Annotated in this window: 15 protein-coding genes; 7 read left to right on the top strand and 8 right to left on the bottom strand. The window is 59.7% G+C overall.

Translation table 11 applies throughout. From position 1 onward, the window contains the following. Positions 1-108 precede the first annotated feature (108 nt). Positions 109-789, top strand: a complete 681-nt coding sequence (locus tag G5332_RS07725) for an ATP-binding protein (protein ID WP_421172712.1) — start codon at positions 109-111, stop codon at positions 787-789. Here the strand turns inward: G5332_RS07725 and G5332_RS07720 are convergent. The 5 genes from G5332_RS07720 to G5332_RS07700 are packed head-to-tail and all read right to left on the bottom strand — an operon-like array spanning position 786 to position 7,272. Beyond that, entirely contained in the window at positions 786-1,988 is a 1,203-nt protein-coding gene (locus G5332_RS07720) for an HD-GYP domain-containing protein (protein ID WP_216952761.1), read from the bottom strand. The genes G5332_RS07725 and G5332_RS07720 overlap by 4 nt on opposite strands. Beyond that, entirely contained in the window at positions 1,927-4,593 is a 2,667-nt protein-coding gene (locus G5332_RS07715; protein ID WP_421172675.1) for a response regulator, read from the bottom strand. Before G5332_RS07715 ends, G5332_RS07720 begins: the two co-directional genes overlap by 62 nt. Next, positions 4,594-5,658 carry a SpoIIE family protein phosphatase gene (locus G5332_RS07710; RefSeq protein ID WP_421172676.1) on the bottom strand — a complete coding sequence of 355 codons (1,065 nt, stop codon included), beginning with the start codon at positions 5,656-5,658 and terminating at the stop codon, positions 4,594-4,596. Between the two features lie 6 nt (positions 5,659-5,664). Further along, positions 5,665-6,036 carry an anti-anti-sigma factor gene (locus G5332_RS07705; protein ID WP_216954502.1) on the bottom strand — a complete coding sequence of 124 codons (372 nt, stop codon included), beginning with the start codon at positions 6,034-6,036 and terminating at the stop codon, positions 5,665-5,667. A 15-nt stretch (positions 6,037-6,051) separates the two neighbouring features. Further along, positions 6,052-7,272 carry a PAS domain-containing protein gene (locus G5332_RS07700; protein WP_216952764.1) on the bottom strand — a complete coding sequence of 407 codons (1,221 nt, stop codon included), beginning with the start codon at positions 7,270-7,272 and terminating at the stop codon, positions 6,052-6,054. Between the two features lie 296 nt (positions 7,273-7,568). On the opposite strand from G5332_RS07700, the gene G5332_RS07695 reads away from it, so the two are divergent. Then, positions 7,569-7,715: a hypothetical protein gene (locus G5332_RS07695; protein ID WP_302055900.1), complete on the top strand. Its 147-nt coding sequence runs from the start codon at positions 7,569-7,571 to the stop codon at positions 7,713-7,715. Between the two features lie 100 nt (positions 7,716-7,815). On the opposite strand, the gene G5332_RS07690 is transcribed toward G5332_RS07695, so the two are convergent. Then, on the bottom strand, positions 7,816-8,079 hold the full coding sequence (locus tag G5332_RS07690; RefSeq protein ID WP_042658108.1) for a hypothetical protein: 264 nt from the start codon (positions 8,077-8,079) through the stop codon (positions 7,816-7,818). Positions 8,080-8,248: 169 nt separating this feature from the next. Here G5332_RS07690 and G5332_RS07685 point away from each other — a divergent pair, with 169 nt between their 5' ends. The 5 genes from G5332_RS07685 to G5332_RS07665 all read left to right on the top strand — a co-directional run bounded on the left by G5332_RS07685 (position 8,249) and on the right by G5332_RS07665 (position 14,355). Continuing rightward, a complete protein-coding gene (locus G5332_RS07685; protein ID WP_201937502.1) occupies positions 8,249-9,070 on the top strand; it encodes an HDOD domain-containing protein in 822 nt (273 codons plus the stop codon). A 130-nt stretch (positions 9,071-9,200) separates the two neighbouring features. Beyond that, complete coding sequence (locus G5332_RS07680; protein WP_421172677.1) at positions 9,201-9,710, top strand: GNAT family N-acetyltransferase; 510 nt, start codon at positions 9,201-9,203, stop codon at positions 9,708-9,710. Positions 9,711-9,912: 202 nt separating this feature from the next. Continuing rightward, the gene (locus G5332_RS07675; RefSeq protein ID WP_421172679.1) at positions 9,913-11,265 is read left to right on the top strand and encodes an alpha-glucosidase/alpha-galactosidase; all 1,353 of its coding nucleotides are present in this window, start codon (positions 9,913-9,915) and stop codon (positions 11,263-11,265) included. 44 nt (positions 11,266-11,309) lie between these two features. Beyond that, positions 11,310-12,710, top strand: coding sequence for a melibiose:sodium transporter MelB (melB, locus tag G5332_RS07670; RefSeq protein ID WP_216952768.1), 1,401 nt, complete (start codon positions 11,310-11,312; stop codon positions 12,708-12,710). A 58-nt stretch (positions 12,711-12,768) separates the two neighbouring features. Continuing rightward, positions 12,769-14,355, top strand: a complete 1,587-nt coding sequence (locus tag G5332_RS07665; RefSeq protein WP_421172681.1) for a hypothetical protein — start codon at positions 12,769-12,771, stop codon at positions 14,353-14,355. A gap of 51 nt (positions 14,356-14,406) precedes the next feature. On the opposite strand, the gene melR is transcribed toward G5332_RS07665, so the two are convergent. Continuing rightward, positions 14,407-15,327: a transcriptional regulator MelR gene (gene melR / locus G5332_RS07660; RefSeq protein WP_421172683.1), complete on the bottom strand. Its 921-nt coding sequence runs from the start codon at positions 15,325-15,327 to the stop codon at positions 14,407-14,409. A 193-nt stretch (positions 15,328-15,520) separates the two neighbouring features. Continuing rightward, entirely contained in the window at positions 15,521-16,702 is a 1,182-nt protein-coding gene (locus tag G5332_RS07655) for a MalY/PatB family protein (RefSeq protein ID WP_421172684.1), read from the bottom strand.

The following is a 16,702-nucleotide window of genomic DNA, read 5'->3' as shown; positions in this document are numbered from 1 at the left end:
CAGGTGATCGAGAGTATGCTGCCTGCCTCTTGTGTGTAAATCGCGCAATTCGCAACACTGTCTTGCATCTTTTTGGGGCAATCCGAATGCCCCGCTGGCGGAGGAATGATGGAAAAGAAACGGGTACTGCTCTCCTGGAGCAGCGGCAAGGATTGCGCATGGGCTCTGCATCAGTTGCGGCAGGATCCCGCCATCGAGGTGGTGGGGCTGTTTACCACCCTCAATCAGGCATTCGAGCGGGTGGCGATGCACGGGGTGCGCAAGCAGCTGTTGACCGAACAGGCCGCCTGCGTCGGGCTGCCCCTCATCACCATCGATCTGCCCTGGCCCTGCAGCAACGAGGATTACGCCCGCATCATGACCGGCTTTATCGCCGATGTGGTGGCACAGGGGATCCGCCATATGGCCTTTGGCGACTTGTTCCTTGAGGATGTGCGCGCCTACCGTGAAAAGCAGCTGGCAGGCACCGGCATCGAACCACTGTTCCCGCTGTGGGGCAGCAATACCCGTGAACTGGCGTCGCAGATGGTGGCCGCTGGGTTGAAGGCGCGGATCAGTGCTCTCGACCCGAACAAGTTGGATGCCAGCCTGGGTGGCCACGATTTTGACGAGGCACTGCTGGCGGCGCAGCCGGCGGGGGTCGATCCGTGCGGCGAGAACGGCGAGTTTCACACTCTGGCCTATGATGGCCCCATGTTTCTGCGCCCGCTGGCGATCTGCACGGGGAAGACGGTGGAGCGCGATGGTTTCATTTTCACTGACTTGTTGCCTGCTGATTCCAGCACCTAGTCGAGTTTGGCCTCCTGATCGCTCTTGTCGTCGTTGTAGCGCAGCGCGATCTCGTGAAATTGCACGTGGATGTGAGCGAAGGCATCCGTGATGTCGGGATCAAAATGGTTGCCCCTTCCCGCCAAAATGATGGGCACCACCTCTGCATGGGTCATGGCTGCCTTGTAACACCGCTTGCTGATCAAGGCATCGTACACATCTGCTAGCGCCATCAGTCGGGCCGAGAGGGGAATCTCATCTCCTATCAGACCGTAGGGGTAGCCGGTGCCATCCCACTTCTCGTGGTGGTAGCAGGCGATCTCCTTGGCCAGTCTCAGAAATTCCACCTCTACCCCCAGTGCCTCCTCGGCGTGGACTATGGCCTCCTTGCCAAGGGTGGAGTGGTGTTTCATCTGGGCGAACTCATCTTCATCGAGTTTGCCAGGTTTGAGCAGGATCCGGTCCGGTACGCCGACTTTGCCGATATCGTGCAGGGGGGCCGACTTGAACAGCAGCTCTATTGTCTTGGGGGTCAGCTCGGCACGAAAGCGAGGGTGCTCGCAGAGAGTTTCCGCCAATAGCTTCACATAATGCTGGGTGCGCAGAATGTGGTTGCCGGTCTCGTTGTCCCGGGTTTCGGCCAGAGAGGCGAGGGAGTGGATGGTGATGTTCTGGATCAGCTCGTTTTCTCGGGTGCGTCGTTCCACCTCCTGCTCCAGATAGGCATTTTGGTCATGTAGCAGATCCCGTGCCGCCTTCAGCTCAAGGTGGTTTCTGACGCGGGCCAGCACGATGGCGGGGGAGATCGGCTTGTGAATATAGTCCACGGCGCCGAGAGCCAGTCCATGTGCCTCGGCGCTCTCCTCTACCTTGGCAGTCAGAAAAATCACCGGAATATGCCGTGCCTGCGGCATCTCCTGCAGTGCCTGCATCACCTGATAACCATCCATCCCGGGCATCACGACATCAAGCAGGATCAAATCTACCCGGGAGTCTGATGACAGTATCTCCAGTGCCCGCTGGCCACTGATGGCGACCTTGACCCGGTATTGTGGGCTGAGCAAGGCGCTGAGCAATGAGAGGTTTTCAGGGGTGTCATCGACCACCAGCAGGGTGGGCTTGGTATCGGGATCCAGCAGGTTGAGCATGGTGGTGCCCTCACTCTTGGTTGAACAGATCGGGCCTGAGGGCCCGGACTCGTTGCAGATGTGCAAGTGCATCCGTAAAACGGAAGCCGGTAATGGCGTCAGCTATCCTGGATGCCGTCTCTCCCAGCACTCTCGTCAGCTGCTGCTGATGCTGCTGGAACAGGGTCAGAGCTCCGGCATCATCTTCCGCCAGCAGCCGGATCAGCTGCGCCAGCAGGGGCGCCAGGTCGACTTGTTCTTGCTCCGGCAGGTCGGCTGTGGTCTGGGTGGGTAGCAGGGCCTGTAGGCCATCGCTCAGTTGCTGCTGCATCTGCAGCCCCTGTTCCGCCAGTGGAAGCAGGCTGGTGGTGTCATCCCCCCGGGAGAGTGCACTCTCCAGCCTGGCCGAGATACCCCGCAGTGGTTCGGCGCCCAGAGTGGCGGTAATCCCCTTGAGGGTATGGGCCTGACGATGGGCCTCCTCCCGGTCGTTCTTCTGCAGGGCGGCGATCAGGCTCTGCATGGGCCGGGTGCCCTGTTGGGCAAATCGTTGCAGCAGATCCTGATACCACCCCCAGTTGTACATCAGCCGTTGCAGGGCGGCTTCGGCATTGAGTCCGAGCGCTCTTAACTGAGGCTGCAATGGCTGGTGCTGTGGTGAAGGTGCGCTCTTGGGTATTGCATCGGTTTCAACGCTGAAGGCAGGGGCCCAGCACTGCAGTGCGGCATAAAGCTTGTCGGGGTCGATGGGCTTGGCGATGTGGTCATCCATACCGGCCGCCAGACAGCGTTCCCGGTCACCGGCCATGACATTGGCCGTCATGGCGAGGATCGGAGTGTGGTGCCCTTCGCTCTCTTGCTGGCGCAACTGACGGGTGGCAGTCAGTCCATCCATCACCGGCATCTGCATGTCCATCAGGATCAGGTCGTATGGTTGTTGCGCAGCCATTTCCAGAGCAATGGCACCATTGGCAGCAATGCTGACGTCGATGCCCGCCGCTCGCAGCAGTTCCATGGCCACCTGCTGATTCAGCTCGTTGTCTTCTGCCAGCAGTATACGGAGTCCCTCGAAGCGATAGTTGTGGGTAGGCTGGGTGGGCTTCAAGGCAGTCGCCGTGGTTTGCTGGCCGAACAGCCCAATGATGGTATCAAACAACACAGAGGCACAGACTGGTTTGACCAGCACCCTATCAAAGCCGGCGGCCTCTGCTTCGCGAAAAATCTCTTCCCGCCCATAACCTGTCACCATGACCCGATAAAGCCGCTTGCCAAGGCCGCGGGCGATGAGGCGGCGCCCCGTCTCTATGCCATCCAGCCCGGGCATGTGCCAATCCAGCAGCACCACCTCGTAGGCGTTACCTTCCTGCTCGGCACAGGCGATCATCTGCAGCCCTTGCTGACCCGATTCGGCGGTGTCGACCACGAAACTCATGCTGCGCAGCAGGGCAGCCAGTATGGTGCGGGCGCTGGCACTGTCGTCGACCACCAGTATGCGGCGGCCACGCAGATCCAGACTTGGCAGATAGCGTGAGCGGTATCTGCCGCGGCCGAGTCGGGCAGTAAACCAGAAAGTGCTTCCCTTGCCCGGTTCGCTCTGCACGCCGACCTCCCCTCCCATCAGTGCCGCCAGTTCGCGGGAGATGGCGAGCCCGAGGCCGGTGCCGCCGTATTTGCGGGTGGTGGAGCTGTCCGCCTGCTGGAAAGACTGGAACAGCCGTTGCTGCTGCTCCTGGCTCATGCCGATCCCCGTGTCCTGCACCGAGCAGTGCAACAGCACCTCTTGCGGTCGTTTCTCCAGACAAGTGACCTTGACCAGTATCTCCCCCTGCTCGGTGAATTTGACTGCGTTGTTGGCGTAGTTGATCAGGATCTGGCCGAGCCGCAGGGGATCGCCATAGAGCAGGGTGTCTAGCTGGTGATCGACCTCGAACAGCAGTTCTATGCCTTTGGCTTCGGCCTTCTCGCCCACCAGGGTTGCCAGATTTTCCAGCACATGGTCGAGATCGAACTCGATCTGCTCCAGATCCAGCTTGCCCGCCTCGATCTTGGAGAAGTCGAGGATATCGTTGATGATGCCGAGCAGGTGATGGGCCGAGCGCTGGATCTTGCCCAGATAATCAGCCTGCTGCGAGTCGAGGCGTGTTTGCAGGGCGAGGTGGGCCATACCCAGAATGGCGTTCATCGGGGTGCGGATTTCATGGCTCATGTTGGCGAGAAAATCGCTTTTGGCCCGGGTTGCGCTTTCTGCCAGCTCATAGGCCTGCTCCAGCTCCTGATTCTTGGTCTGCATCACGGCGAACAGCTCATCCCGGGTCGGTTCAGCGAACTGCTGCTGCATCTGCAACAGCAGAGCGTCATCGGGCCAGTGTGGCAGGTGGCATACCAGAGCGATGGCGGTGTCAGCATGAGGAACCAGCCGGATGCTGCCATGGGTTGCACCGGGTGCGTTGTGCTGCAGTGGCTCGTCGGCCGAGAGGGAGACCCACAGCTCCCGCGTATTGCTCTCCAGCCAAAGCTGGAGTTGCAGCGAGTCGATGGTTGCCGTCAGCTGGCGCACCAGCTCCGAGGTGGTACCCGCCAGCGGCGCCACGAAGGTGGGGCTCTTGTCGATGCAGGTGAGCACCCGGATCACCTTGCGTCTGGCGGTGAGGGCTGCCGTCGGGCCAGAGAGCCTGATATCACCGATCAGCTGCCGCATCTAGCGCTCCTTCTCTGGTTGTACCCGCAGCACAATACAGCTCGCATCGTCGGTGCTGCGCCCACTATGGTCTATGACTTGACGGGCCAGAATGACGGGATCAGCCCCCAGATCCAGTGCGCCGTCACGCAGGTTGAGTGACTCGCTGATGCCATCCGAATAGAGCATCAGCACATCCCCCGGCTTGATGGGCTGCCGTTGCAGCAAGGGGGTGGGGAAGCGCTCCCCCAGCACCCCATCACGGGAGATACCGCGCCAGAGGTCATGGCCGCGCAGACAGATGCGGGTGTTGCCGATGCCGGCGTAGCTCATTTCACCCCGTTCACTGTTGACCAGGGCTATGCCAGCGGCCGCTCCCCGGGTACCGATGCAGTGTTGGTGCAACAGCTGCAGCAGAGGTGCCGGCTCCTGTTCAGGGGTGTTTTGCAGCGCCTCTTGCAGTATCAGTGCCAGCTTGTTGGCCGAGGAGCCGTGGCCGCTGACATCGATCAGTACCAGCAAGACGCCGTCGGATGTGGGCCGGATAAAGACCAGATCGCCGGAGACCTTTTCCGGATAACAGGGTCTGTTTTCGCTAGCCCAGACCAGTGTCAGACCTGCCTGCCCCCATTGTTGGGTGGGCGTGATGAGACGTGGGACCGAGGGTACAGAACCCAGCCATTTGCGCGCCTGCACCAGGGTGCCCCCTTCCGGCGGTGTGCTGATGGTGAGCTCTGACATCATGCGCCGCACGCCGGGCAGTCCCAGTCCCAGGGTGCCGGAAGTGCTGTAGTGATCCTGCAGGGCCTGATAGACATCCGATATGCCGGGCCCTTTGTCACGGGCGATGATGTCGATGCAGGATCTCCCCTTCGGGTGATGGAGCATCAGGATGATCTCCCCCTGCCCGGCGTATTTCAGGATATTGCTGCCAAGTTCGGAGACCACGGTGGAGAGCATGGCGCGATCCACGTCGGATAGGTTGGCGATAAATGGGAGCCGACGAACCGACATCACAGCCAGGTGCAGATCGATATCGTGGCGTAGCGGATAGCTGGCCTCCCGGGTCGCATGCTCTTGTATCATGGCGGTTTATTCCTCGCCCTGGAGGCGGCTGACATGGGCAAAAGCGTCGTCCATGTCGATGAAGCAGCGCAGTGGCCCGGGCTGTGCCTCGGCTAGCGCCAGAAATGCGGCGATCCCGGCATTGAGCCCTACCAGCAGGCAGGTGGCACCCAACAGACGGCACACCTCGGCAAGTTTGCAAACCTGTCTGAATTCATGGTGATCCAGTAGCATGACGCCGGAGAAGTCGAGCAAGACTGCATGGTGACGCCCGTGTACCAGTCGCTGGGAGAGGGCCTGCATCAGCATCTGCATGCCGTCGTCTCCGAGATCGGGGCGCATGCTGACTACTATGCAGTCGGCCATATCGGCGATGCCAAGATCGTTGTTGAGCTGCATGGTCATTGCCGCGACCTAGAGGGCTGAGCCAACCCGTTTGAGCGCTATTTCGAAGGCGTCTCTCAGGGTCGCCGTGGTACGGACGTCACCGACCGACACCCCCAGCTCCACCATGGTACGGGCAATGGCGGGGGAGACTCCCGAGATGATGGCTTCACAGCCCATAAACTGGGTCGCCTTGGTGATCTTGATCAGCTGGTTGGCGACGCCAGTGTCCACGGTGGCGACTCCGGCAATATCCAGCACAAAGACCCGGGCGCGGGTTTCGGCAATCTTGGTGAGCGACTTGTTCATCACGTCGGCAGTGCGCATGGAGTCGATGATCCCAACCAGTGGCAGCAGCAGGATCCCGTCCCAGATAGGGGTGACAGGGGTCGACATCTCTTGCAGAGACTTGTGCAGCTCCTCGCGCACTCTGGCGGCCTCTTCCGCTTCCACCATCGCCTGTTTGAGCTGGCGGTGCTGCTCCACCTGCGCCGTGATGTCGGTGGCAAACTTGACGATTTTACTGGGCTTGCCGTTCAGATCCAGCACGGGGTTGTAGGAGCCCTGGATCCATACCTCCTGTCCCTGCTTGTTCAGGCGGCAGAATTCGCCAGCCAGAAACTCGCCCCGGCGCAGCGTGTCCCAGAAGGCGAGGTAATCCGCCGACTGGGCGTAGTCTGGGTCAACCAGCAGCCTGTGGTGTTGCCCTTTCAGCTCTTCCAGCTGGTAACCCACTATGTCGAGAAAGCGTGGATTGGCATCCAGTATGGTGCCCTCCAGCGAAAACTCGACCTTGCCCATGACCCGGCTCAGCGCATTGAGCTGGCCCTCGAAGCTGGCCGTGAGCTGCTTCTGCCCGGTCAGATCCATGGCGTACAGAGTCATACGAGATAGTTGTCCATTGTCATCCAGAACCGGGCTGCAGGCTCCACGGATCCAGACATCCCGTCCCGGCTTGTCCAGCAGGTGAAGCTCGTCCTCCTGCGAGGAGCCGCTGCGCAGTGCGGCCTGAAAGGTGTCATGTGTGGCGGATTGCACCTGGTCCGGGGAGAGCAGCATGCCGTAGTGCTTGCCGGAGAGCTCATCTAGCGTGTAGCCCATGAGGCTCAGAAATCGCGGGTTGGCATCAAGGATCTGCCCCTCTGGCGAGAGTTCGAGCCGTACCAGCACCTGATCGAGGGTGTCTATCCCGGCATGATGAGTGGAAGGGGCCGAACCTGTGGTATTGGAAGAGGAAGTGTGCGCGTCCATGGCATCTCCAGAGAGAGTCGTTGATTTTGATGTCAATAGCGGGTGTTAAGCAGTTATAGCCCACTCTGGCTCTTCCAGCCGATATCTAGGGTCAAAAGAGGCTTGTCATATCCTGGTTGGTGGAGGCTTATCCCAGGCGGATAAAATGGGGGGCTAGCCACCAAGACCAAGACCGAGACCGTGAGCCAGATCCTGCAGCAGACCATGAATATTCCGGCCGACCAGCTCAATCCGGTGATCTTCGCCGGTGGCCAGCGGGGCAGAACACCAAGGTGCAGTGGCTCAAGGATAAGCAGATGACGCTCTTCTACGGTGATATCAAGGCGGCGCAGGAGGTCGGCATTCGCGGCATTCGGCTGCTGCGGGCCGCCAACTCCAGCTATCGACCACTGCCGTTGGCAGGGGCGCTGGGGGAAGAGGTGGTCATCAACTCCCAGTTCTGATCCGGAGCGGATCCATACAACAAGGGCGGGGCCATTGGCGCCCGCCCTTCTGTTTTTAAGGAGTCATGCAAAGGCGTAGCGCCTTGGTCAGCTCCGGTTATCAGTCAGCCCACGGCATCTCGGGCAGGCTGTCGAGGAACTCGCCGTAGCGGGTCAGATTGAAGGGGCCCTGATCGGCCTCCATCGCCATCAGCTCGGCCCCTAGGGCGCAGGCGATATATTGCAACGCCTCTTCCCGCGGGGTGCCCTTCATCACCAGCCGCATCAGGGTCGCCTTCACATGGGGAGGGTGACCATCGTTGAGCTGGTTCTCCACCATCTCCAGCAGCGTCTCTTCGTCAAAAAATTCCTGAGTGTCGTTCATGGGATATCCGCAACAGTGAATGTGGCGGCCAGTATAGCCTGAATGTGACTAACACCTTGAATGGCCAGCGAATAAACAATCCGATGAGGAGGCCATTTGTTACCCATAATTAGGAAGAGTTTGCCAAGGCAAACAGGTTGGAACACAGATAACATGGATGGACACGCCTATGCCCACGATAGATTCCCTGCTGGCTGAGCCCAAGCTACTGCCCCAGATCCCGGAAGTGATGCGCGATTTGATCCAGACCTTCAATGAAAAGGATCCGGATCTGCTGAAGATCAGCAAGTTGATCAACAAGGACCCTGTCATCTCCGCCAAGTTGCTGCGGCTGGCCAACTCGGCCAAATTCGGCAGCAGTCGTCAGATCGGCACCGTCAATGAAGCCGCGGTGCGGCTTGGACTGGCGATGGTGCGCAACATGGTGCTGGCCTGCGGGCTCACCGAATCGGTCAAGGCCGTGCCCGGCATTGATCTCAAACATTTCTGGGGCTGCGTCTTCAACGTGGCTGAACTGGCCCGCCGTCTGGCGGTGAAGAAAGGGATGAAGGGAGATGAGGTTTTTACCTGCGCTCTGCTGCACGATCTTGGCCGGCTGGTGATGCACGTGGGGCTGCCTGAAAACACTGTCCACCACATTCACGATCTGGAGCTGCACAAGGGGCGGGCCAAGGCAGAAGAGCTGGTGGTTGGCTTCAACTATGCCCAGGTCGGGGCGGCCATGGCTCGTTACTGGAAGTTTCCCGATACCATCAGCAATGCGGTGGAGTATCACTACAATCCCATGCTGGCCAAGGTATTTTCCGCCGAGGCCGGGTTGATCCATCTGGCCATTGTGCTGGCGGCCCAGTCCGATGTGGGGGAAGAGGCGCCCCCTGAGTGGCCCCACAAGGTGGCAGATGCGTTGGGGCTGAGCTGGGCCGATTGCGCTGCCCAGTTCACTGCGTTGCGCGAGCAGGGCAACGGCTATGCCGGACTGCTGGCCGCCTGAGCCCGTTTCTCCCATCTCGTCAGGGGTCGCACTGCGACCCCTTTTGTATGAGTGATGGTGCCACAGGCTTGCCAGTCCGGGAGTGACGGGGCACTCTTTGCCCTTCACTTTCCGTTTGAGAGCCCTTGCCATGATTGCCTCCTCCCGCCTGATCCTGCGCGAAATGATTGCCACCGACGCCCCCTTCATCCTTGAGCTGCTCAATGACGGTGACTTCTATCGCTACATCGGTGATCGGGGCATTCGCACCCTCGAACAGGCGCAGGAGTATATCCAGCAGGGGCCGGCAGTCAGCTATGCCCGCTATGGTCACGGGCTCTATCTGGTGGAGCGCAAGGATGACGGTGCCAGCCTCGGTATCTGCGGTCTGATCAAGCGCGATACCCTGGAGCAGGTCGATATCGGTTACGCCTTCCTGCCGCAATATCGTGGCCAGGGCTACGCCATTGAAGCGGCGCAGGCCGCCCTTGCCGATGGCAAAAGCCGGTTGGGGATCGGGCAGGTAGTTGCCATCGTCACTCCGGGCAACGAGCGATCCATCGGCCTGCTGGCCAAGCTGGGGCTGGTGCACAGTCGACTGGTCAAATTGAGCGAAGATGCCGATGAGTGCCTGCTGCTCGAATCCGGGGTAACGGAGTAACGTTCCGGCTGTCTGCGAGCCGGTCGATGCCAGGAGAAGGGAGTCCCACTTTCGGGAACAAGTGTCCCGTTTCCTAAGATCTTGTCAGCCAGCCCATCAAAAATGAGTTTTTGGGAGTCTCTGTTCCGTAAGCGAGACGCACCTGACGGGACCAGCCCTGCATAGTAGGCACACTGGTTTCACCGTCATTGGAGCAATGGACATGAGAACTCCCAATATCACCTTTATCGGCGCAGGCTCTACCATCTTTGTGAAGAACATCCTGGGCGATGTGTTTCACAAACCGGCCCTGAAAAATGCCAACATCTCCCTGATGGACATAGATCCACAGCGGCTTGAAGAGTCCCAGATTGTGGTGCGCAAGCTGATGGATTCCAGCGGTGCCAAGGGGCTGCTCAGTTGCCATACCGAGCTGAAACCTGCGCTGGCAGGGGCCAACTTTGTCATCGTTGCTTTCCAGATCGGCGGTTACGAGCCCTGTACCGTGACCGATTTCGAGGTGTGCAAACGCCACGGTCTCGAACAGACCATTGCCGATACGCTTGGGCCCGGCGGCATCATGCGGGCACTGCGCACCATCCCTAATCTTTGGCGGGTGTGCGAGGTAATGAGCGAGGTGTGCCCCGACGCCACCATGCTCAACTACGTCAACCCGATGGCGATGAACACCTGGGCCATGTATCAACAGTTCCCTCATATCAAGCAGGTGGGACTGTGCCACTCGGTGCAGGGAACGGCGCACGAGTTGGCCCGTGATCTCGGCATCGATCCGGCGACCTTGCGTTATCGCTGTGCCGGTATCAACCACATGGCCTTCTATTTGACCCTTGAGCATCAGCTGGAGAGCGGCGAATTCGTCAATCTCTATCCCGAGCTGCTGGCTGCCTATGAAGCGGGGACTGCCCCCAAACCCGGCCTGCACCACAACCAGCGTTGCCAGAATCTGGTGCGCTACGAGCTGTTCAAGAAGTTTGGCTACTTTGTTACCGAATCTTCCGAGCACTTTGCCGAGTACACCCCCTACTTCATCAAGCCGGGACGCCCCGATCTCATCGAGCGCTACAAGGTGCCGCTCGACGAGTATCCCAAGCGCTGCGTCGAGCAGATTGCCCGCTGGCAGGATGACCTCACTGCCTATCGTCAGGCCGAACGGGTCGAGGTGCCCGAATCGAACGAGTATGCGAGCGTCATCATCAACTCCCTCTGGAGCGGTGAGCCCAGCGTCATTTATGGCAACGTCAGAAACGACGGCCTCATTACCAACCTGCCGGATGGCTGCTGCGTGGAGGTGCCCTGTCTGGTGGATGCCAACGGCATTCAGCCCACCGCCATCGGTCGGCTGCCAACCCATCTGGCCGCCCTGATGAGCACCAACATCAACGTGCAGGCGCTGGTCACCGAGGCGATCACCGAGCGCAAGCGGGAAAGCATCTACCATGCAGCCCTGCTCGATCCCCACACGGCGGCAGTGCTTGGCATGGACGAGATCTACGCCCTGATCGACGAACTGATTGAAGCCCACCGCGGCTGGTTGCCGGAGTGGATTCACGGCTGAGCAAGAGCCCCCTGCGGGGGGCTTAACCCCCAAGGAGATAAACCATGAGCGTCTCGCTGAAAACCAAGTTGAGCTATGGCTTCGGGGCCTTCGGCAAGGATTTTGCCATCGGCATCGTCTACATGTACCTGATGTTCTATTACACGGATGTGGTGGGGGTGTCGGCTGCCTTCGTCGGCACCATCTTTCTGATTGCCAGGATTTGGGATGCGGTCAATGACCCCATCATGGGGTGGATTGTCGACAATACCCGCAGCCGTTGGGGCAAGTTCAAACCCTGGATACTGATAGGTACAGTGGTCAACTCCATCGCCCTGGTGATGGTGTTCAGTGCCCACTATTTCGAAGGGACGGCCCTGCTCGTCTATGTGGCCATCACCTACATCCTGTGGGGCATGACCTATACCCTGATGGATATACCCTTCTGGTCGCTGGTGCCAACGTTGACCATCGACAAGCACGAGCGCGAGGCACTGGTTCCCTATCCCCGCTTCTTTGCCAGTCTCTCCTGGCTTATTACCGGTGCCATCGGCCTCAAGGTAGTGGACTATTTTGGCCAGGGGGACAAGGCCCACGGTTTTCTGATGTTCACCTTCATCCTGGTCGCCTTCTTTCTTGTCTCGACCCTGGTCACCCTGCGCAATGTGAAGGAGCGCTACAGCTCGGCCGCGACCCCCACTGTCAGTCAGCAGCGCACCACCATCATGGATTCGGTCAAGCTTATTTTCCGCAACGATCAGCTCACCAGCGTGCTGTTTATGGCGCTCTGCTACAACGTGGCGAACAACACCATCACCGCCTTCGCCATCTACTACTTTACCTATGTGATTGGTCAGGAGTCCCTCTTTCCCAGCTTCATGATGTACGGGGGCATCGCCAACCTGATCACCCTGATGATCTTCCCGCGGCTGGCCCGCTTCATCTCGCGGCGGGTGCTCTGGGCGTTGGCCTCACTCTGCCCCATAACGAGCTGCCTGATGCTGATGTATATCGGTTTCATTGCTCCCCAGAATGTCGCGCTGATCATCCTCTCCGGCATCCTGCTCCACATAGGTACCGCCCTGTTCTGGGTGCTACAGGTGATCATGGTCGCCGACACGGTCGACTATGGCGAGTACAAGCTTGGCACCCGCAACGAGAGCATCGCTTACTCGGTGCAGACCATGGTGGTCAAGGCTGGCTCGGCCTTCGCCGGCTTCTTCATCGGTGTCATGTTGACTCTGGTCGGTTATGTCCCCAATGCGGTGCAGAGTGCCGAAACCCTCTTCGGCATGCAGGCCATCATGGTGGTGCTGCCGGCCATCTTCTTTGCCCTGACCCTGTTTGTTTACTTCCGCTTCTACAAGCTCAACGGCCACTACCAGAGCAAGGTGGTAGATCATCTGATGTGCAAATATGAATCCGAAAGTATCGAGGCCAAGCAGGCGCAGGCGGCGGCCAGCTGATCTCTTTCACCTATAACGCCGACCTTGGGGTCGGCGTTCATCATCAAAGGAGTTGAACATGGGATATCCAATGAGTCGCCGGGCCCGTCTCTCATGCGCCATGATGGCGGCAGGCATCGCTACCCTCTGTGCGCAGCCGGCGGTCGCCGCCGGAGTGGAGGCAGCATCGCAACCGGCCGTGCATCTCAGCTCTTCCAGCACCGAACTGGCGGAAGGATTCAACTGGGCGGCCGCCAAAACGGCGCAGTTCATCATGACCGGCCAGCGTGGCGTCACCAACAAGGACGAGTACCACCCGGAGGGGGATGGCACCGGCCTGCATGACTACATCCCCTCCTACTGGGCCGGCTATTACGATCGCACGGCCTTTTACGGACGCGACTTTGCCCATCAGGTTGCCGGTGCCGAGATTGCTGGCTGGCGCGCCGAGAACTTTTCGATGTTCAAGGTGTTTGCTCGCAATGCCACCGACGCGCGCAAGTGGTATACCCTCTGGGCCTTCAACTTTGATGGCTCTCCCCACACCATCGACTACAAGGACGACAGCTGGTTCGTGCGCGAGGTGCCCGCCCAGTTCGAGTTGGTGGAGAAGGCTTACCACGCCTACCTCTGGAGCGGCGATCGCCGCTATATCGAGGATCCCGAGCTGTGGTCCTTTTACGGCAAGGTGCTGACCGACTTCATCGCGCTGCATGATGAGCAGCACCCCAACGGGATCGCCGAGGGCAAGGGAGGTATTTTCCAGGGATCCTGCACCTACAACGAGCGGGGTGAGCACCCGATAGAGGCAGCCGATGCCATCGGCTCCCAGTATCAGGCGACGCTGGCTTATGCCGCTATGCTACAGGCTCGCGGTGAAAAGCGGGCGGCGCAAGTCTGGCAGCGCAAGGCGGTGCTGCTGAAGCGCTACTTCAACGAGGAGTGGAGCCGGGTTGCCGGGGATGAGCAGGGCCACTATGCCCGCATCCTCGACAGCAATCTCAGCAAGCGCAACGATTTTGGCAAGGAGAACAGCTGGTTTATTCCGATGAAGCGGCTATCTGAGCCGGGGCCGCGCAATGACCGCTATCTCGACTTTATCAGCGAGATGGTGGGTGAGGGGATCGGCTCGACACCACAGGCACCCGCCAACATCGAGGCCTACACCTATCTGCCGGATACCTATTTCCCCTATCAGCGCAACGAGGAGGCGTGGCGCTGGATGCGCTACATTCTGGCCAAGCGAAATCTCCCCCATGAGCGGCCTAGTCAGGGCACCAATGGCGACTATCCGGAGATCTCCTTTACGCTGGTGTCGCAGACCGTGGAGGGGATGATGGGGGTTGAGCCGGATGCGGCCGCGCACCGGGTGGCAACCCTGCCCCGATTGCCCGCTTTCATCGACTGGGTAGCCATCGAGCAACTGCCGGTCGGGGCCCACCGGTTGTCACTGCGCCATGAGGGCGTTACCGCCAGCAAGTTGGGCAACACGGGGCCGCGCGCGCTGTTCTGGGAGGCCCGCTTCCCGGGCAACCACGGATTCCTGCTGGTGGATGGCAAGCTGCGCAAGGCGCGTATGCAGCGCCTCAACGGAGTCACTGTGAGTGCGGTCGAGGTGACTGTGCCGCCGGGTGGACGAGTGAATGTATCGGTACCGTCCCGCTAAGCGGGGAGAGATTGAGTCAGGGGGGCGTGAGCCCCTTTTTTATTTGGGAATTTACTGCGAAGAGTTGGCCCGTTCCCGACTCAGTTGGCGGTAGCGACTCGGTGTCAGCCCCAGATAACGCTGGAAGGTCTCATAGAAGCGGCTGCTGGAGTTGAAACCTGCCGTCAGTGCGACATCGAGGATGGTGCGGTCGGTATCGCTGAGCAGGGCTCTGGCATGGTTGATCCGCATCGCGGTGACGTACTGCTTGATGCTCATCTGCATCACCTTCTGAAACAGCCCCATGGCGTAGTTGGGGTGCAACCCAACATGATCGGCCAGCTCCCTGGTGGTGAGCGGGGCATCATGGTGGGCGGCAATGTATTCGAGCATCTGCTGCACATGGAACTGGGAGTGTTTCGAGGCACCCGTCGTCGTCCCCTGATTGCTGTGGTTGGCGAGCAGGCGGCTCCAGCCATCCAGCCCTAGGCGCCGCAACATCAGGCAGATCTCGTCGGCAACCAGTTGCTGACGGCCAGGGTCATCCATCCGGCTCTCCGTGACCCAGCGGGTCAGTTCAAACTCGCTCACCAGCATGGCTGATCGCGACTGCAGTACGCCGCCATGGGTGACCTGATTCAGCAGCTCCCGATTGATGGGCCAGGAGAGAAACAGATGGATCGGTATATTGATGAGGCCCATTTGCGAGCAGTGGCCGATACGGGTCAGCTGATGGGGAATGGCCGCCCAGAACAACCCTGCATGCCCTGCCGCCAGGGTAAAGGATTGGCCATTCATGGTGTACTCCACATCGCCATCGAACGGGATGTTGACTTCCACCTGGCCATGCCAGTGGTAACCGGCCATCTCGTGGGGAGCCCGCAGTTCCACATCGATCGCCTCATAAACGGAGTAGAGCGAGAGGGGGCTGCTTAGCCCCTCATCGGTCTCGTGCACGCTGGAAAAGTAGGGGCGTTCAAGCTTCGTCATCATGCAGGCATCGTTATCAGGTGGATTGAAGAGACCCTGTTTGTATCACCATTCCGAGTCTCTGCCTGTGGCGGTCGTTCCGTTATTGCATCTTGTGGTGCACCAGAGCGGGAAACTGCCGGTGAACTCACAGTTGGGGTATGCAGGAGACAGCGGGGTTGCATGCTCTACCCCTGTTGTCCCCTGCTCTGCGATGTCATCTGGACACCAGCCGCTCCAGTCCGGTGAGTGCTTGTTCCAGATAGCTGCGCGGGCAGCCCAGATTGAGGCGAATAAAGCCCTGCCCCCCTTTGCCAAAGCCGATCCCCATCGACGGGACAACTCTCGCCTCTTCGATAAGCCGCTGTTTCAGCTCATCGTCATCCAGCTCCAGCTGGCGGCAATCGATCCAGGCCAGATAGGTGGCATCGGCCTCCATCAGTTGCAGACGGGGCAACCGGGTTGCCAGCTGCTCGGCAAACCAGTGGCGATTGTCTGTCAGATAGGCGAGCAGCCCGTTTAGCCATGCCTCGCCGTGCTGATAGGCCGCAGTGGCAGCCTCCATGGAGAGCGCATTGAATACATCCAGACCATGGGCATCGAGACGCTGTTTGAAGCGCTGGCGCAGCGCAGGATCCGGGATGATGAAGTTGGAGATGCGCAGCGAGGAGAGACCGAAGCTCTTGCTGGCAGAGGTCGCCACCACCATGTTGGGCAGCAAATGGGGCGGCAGGGAGAGCACCGAGGTGTGCCGATGGCCAGCCAGTTGCAGATCGGCCCAGATCTCGTCTGATACCAGCGTCACGCCGTGCTGCTGGCACAGGGTCGCCAGTTCATAGAGCTCGGTGAACGTCCAGCTCCTGCCGGTCGGGTTGTGGGGATTGCAGAGGATCATCATGGCGGGGCGCTCCACCATGAAGAGACGTGCCAGCTGCGGCAGATCCATCTCGTAGCGATTCCCTTTTCGCAGCAACGGGTTATCTAGCAGTCGTCGCTCGTTCAGCGCGATGATCTTGGCAAAGGAACCATAACAGGGGCCCTGGACAACAATCCCTTCTCCGGGTTGTGTCAGCATTTGCAGTAGCAGCGAGATGCCGGGGATCACCCCCTCGACGGAGTGGATCCACTCCCGTTCTATGGTGATCTGATGGCGCCGGGCAAACCACTGTTGTATGGCGCTGAAGTAGTCATCCCGTCGCTCGCTGTATCCGAATACGCCGTGGGCGACCCGCCGTTGCAGTGCCTGCTGCACGGTTGGTGGACAGGCAAAGTCGAAATCGGATACCCACATGGGTAGCAGATCGCTGCCGTCGATGCCAAGGTACTGGGGCATACAGTCCCACTTGATGGAGTTGGTATTGTGGCGATCAATCACTTGGTCAAAGTTGTGCTCCGGCAT

The sequence above is a fragment of the Aeromonas sp. 603757 genome (assembly GCF_049171255.1).
In the GTDB taxonomy this organism is placed as follows: Bacteria; Pseudomonadota; Gammaproteobacteria; order Enterobacterales; family Aeromonadaceae; genus Aeromonas; species Aeromonas veronii_A.
Note: the sequence above shows the minus strand (reverse complement) of the source record. Positions and strands in the feature narration are given on the sequence as shown.

Bases quoted from the DNA above. Each gene is read 5' to 3' on its own strand.
- G5332_RS07725 (WP_421172712.1), top strand. From the start codon at position 109: ATGGAAAAGAAACGGGTACTGCTCTCCTGGAGCAGCGGCAAGGATTGC.
- G5332_RS07720 (WP_216952761.1), bottom strand. From the start codon at position 1,988: ATGCACTTGCACATCTGCAACGAGTCCGGGCCCTCAGGCCCGATCTGT.
- G5332_RS07715 (WP_421172675.1), bottom strand. From the start codon at position 4,593: ATGCGGCAGCTGATCGGTGATATCAGGCTCTCTGGCCCGACGGCAGCC.
- G5332_RS07710 (WP_421172676.1), bottom strand. From the start codon at position 5,658: ATGATACAAGAGCATGCGACCCGGGAGGCCAGCTATCCGCTACGCCAC.
- G5332_RS07705 (WP_216954502.1), bottom strand. From the start codon at position 6,036: ATGCAGCTCAACAACGATCTTGGCATCGCCGATATGGCCGACTGCATA.
- G5332_RS07700 (WP_216952764.1), bottom strand. From the start codon at position 7,272: ATGGACGCGCACACTTCCTCTTCCAATACCACAGGTTCGGCCCCTTCC.
- G5332_RS07695 (WP_302055900.1), top strand. From the start codon at position 7,569: ATGACGCTCTTCTACGGTGATATCAAGGCGGCGCAGGAGGTCGGCATT.
- G5332_RS07690 (WP_042658108.1), bottom strand. From the start codon at position 8,079: ATGAACGACACTCAGGAATTTTTTGACGAAGAGACGCTGCTGGAGATG.
- G5332_RS07685 (WP_201937502.1), top strand. From the start codon at position 8,249: ATGCCCACGATAGATTCCCTGCTGGCTGAGCCCAAGCTACTGCCCCAG.
- G5332_RS07680 (WP_421172677.1), top strand. From the start codon at position 9,201: ATGATTGCCTCCTCCCGCCTGATCCTGCGCGAAATGATTGCCACCGAC.
- G5332_RS07675 (WP_421172679.1), top strand. From the start codon at position 9,913: ATGAGAACTCCCAATATCACCTTTATCGGCGCAGGCTCTACCATCTTT.
- melB (WP_216952768.1), top strand. From the start codon at position 11,310: ATGAGCGTCTCGCTGAAAACCAAGTTGAGCTATGGCTTCGGGGCCTTC.
- G5332_RS07665 (WP_421172681.1), top strand. From the start codon at position 12,769: ATGGGATATCCAATGAGTCGCCGGGCCCGTCTCTCATGCGCCATGATG.
- melR (WP_421172683.1), bottom strand. From the start codon at position 15,327: ATGATGACGAAGCTTGAACGCCCCTACTTTTCCAGCGTGCACGAGACC.
- G5332_RS07655 (WP_421172684.1), bottom strand. From the start codon at position 16,702: ATGCCGGAGCACAACTTTGACCAAGTGATTGATCGCCACAATACCAAC.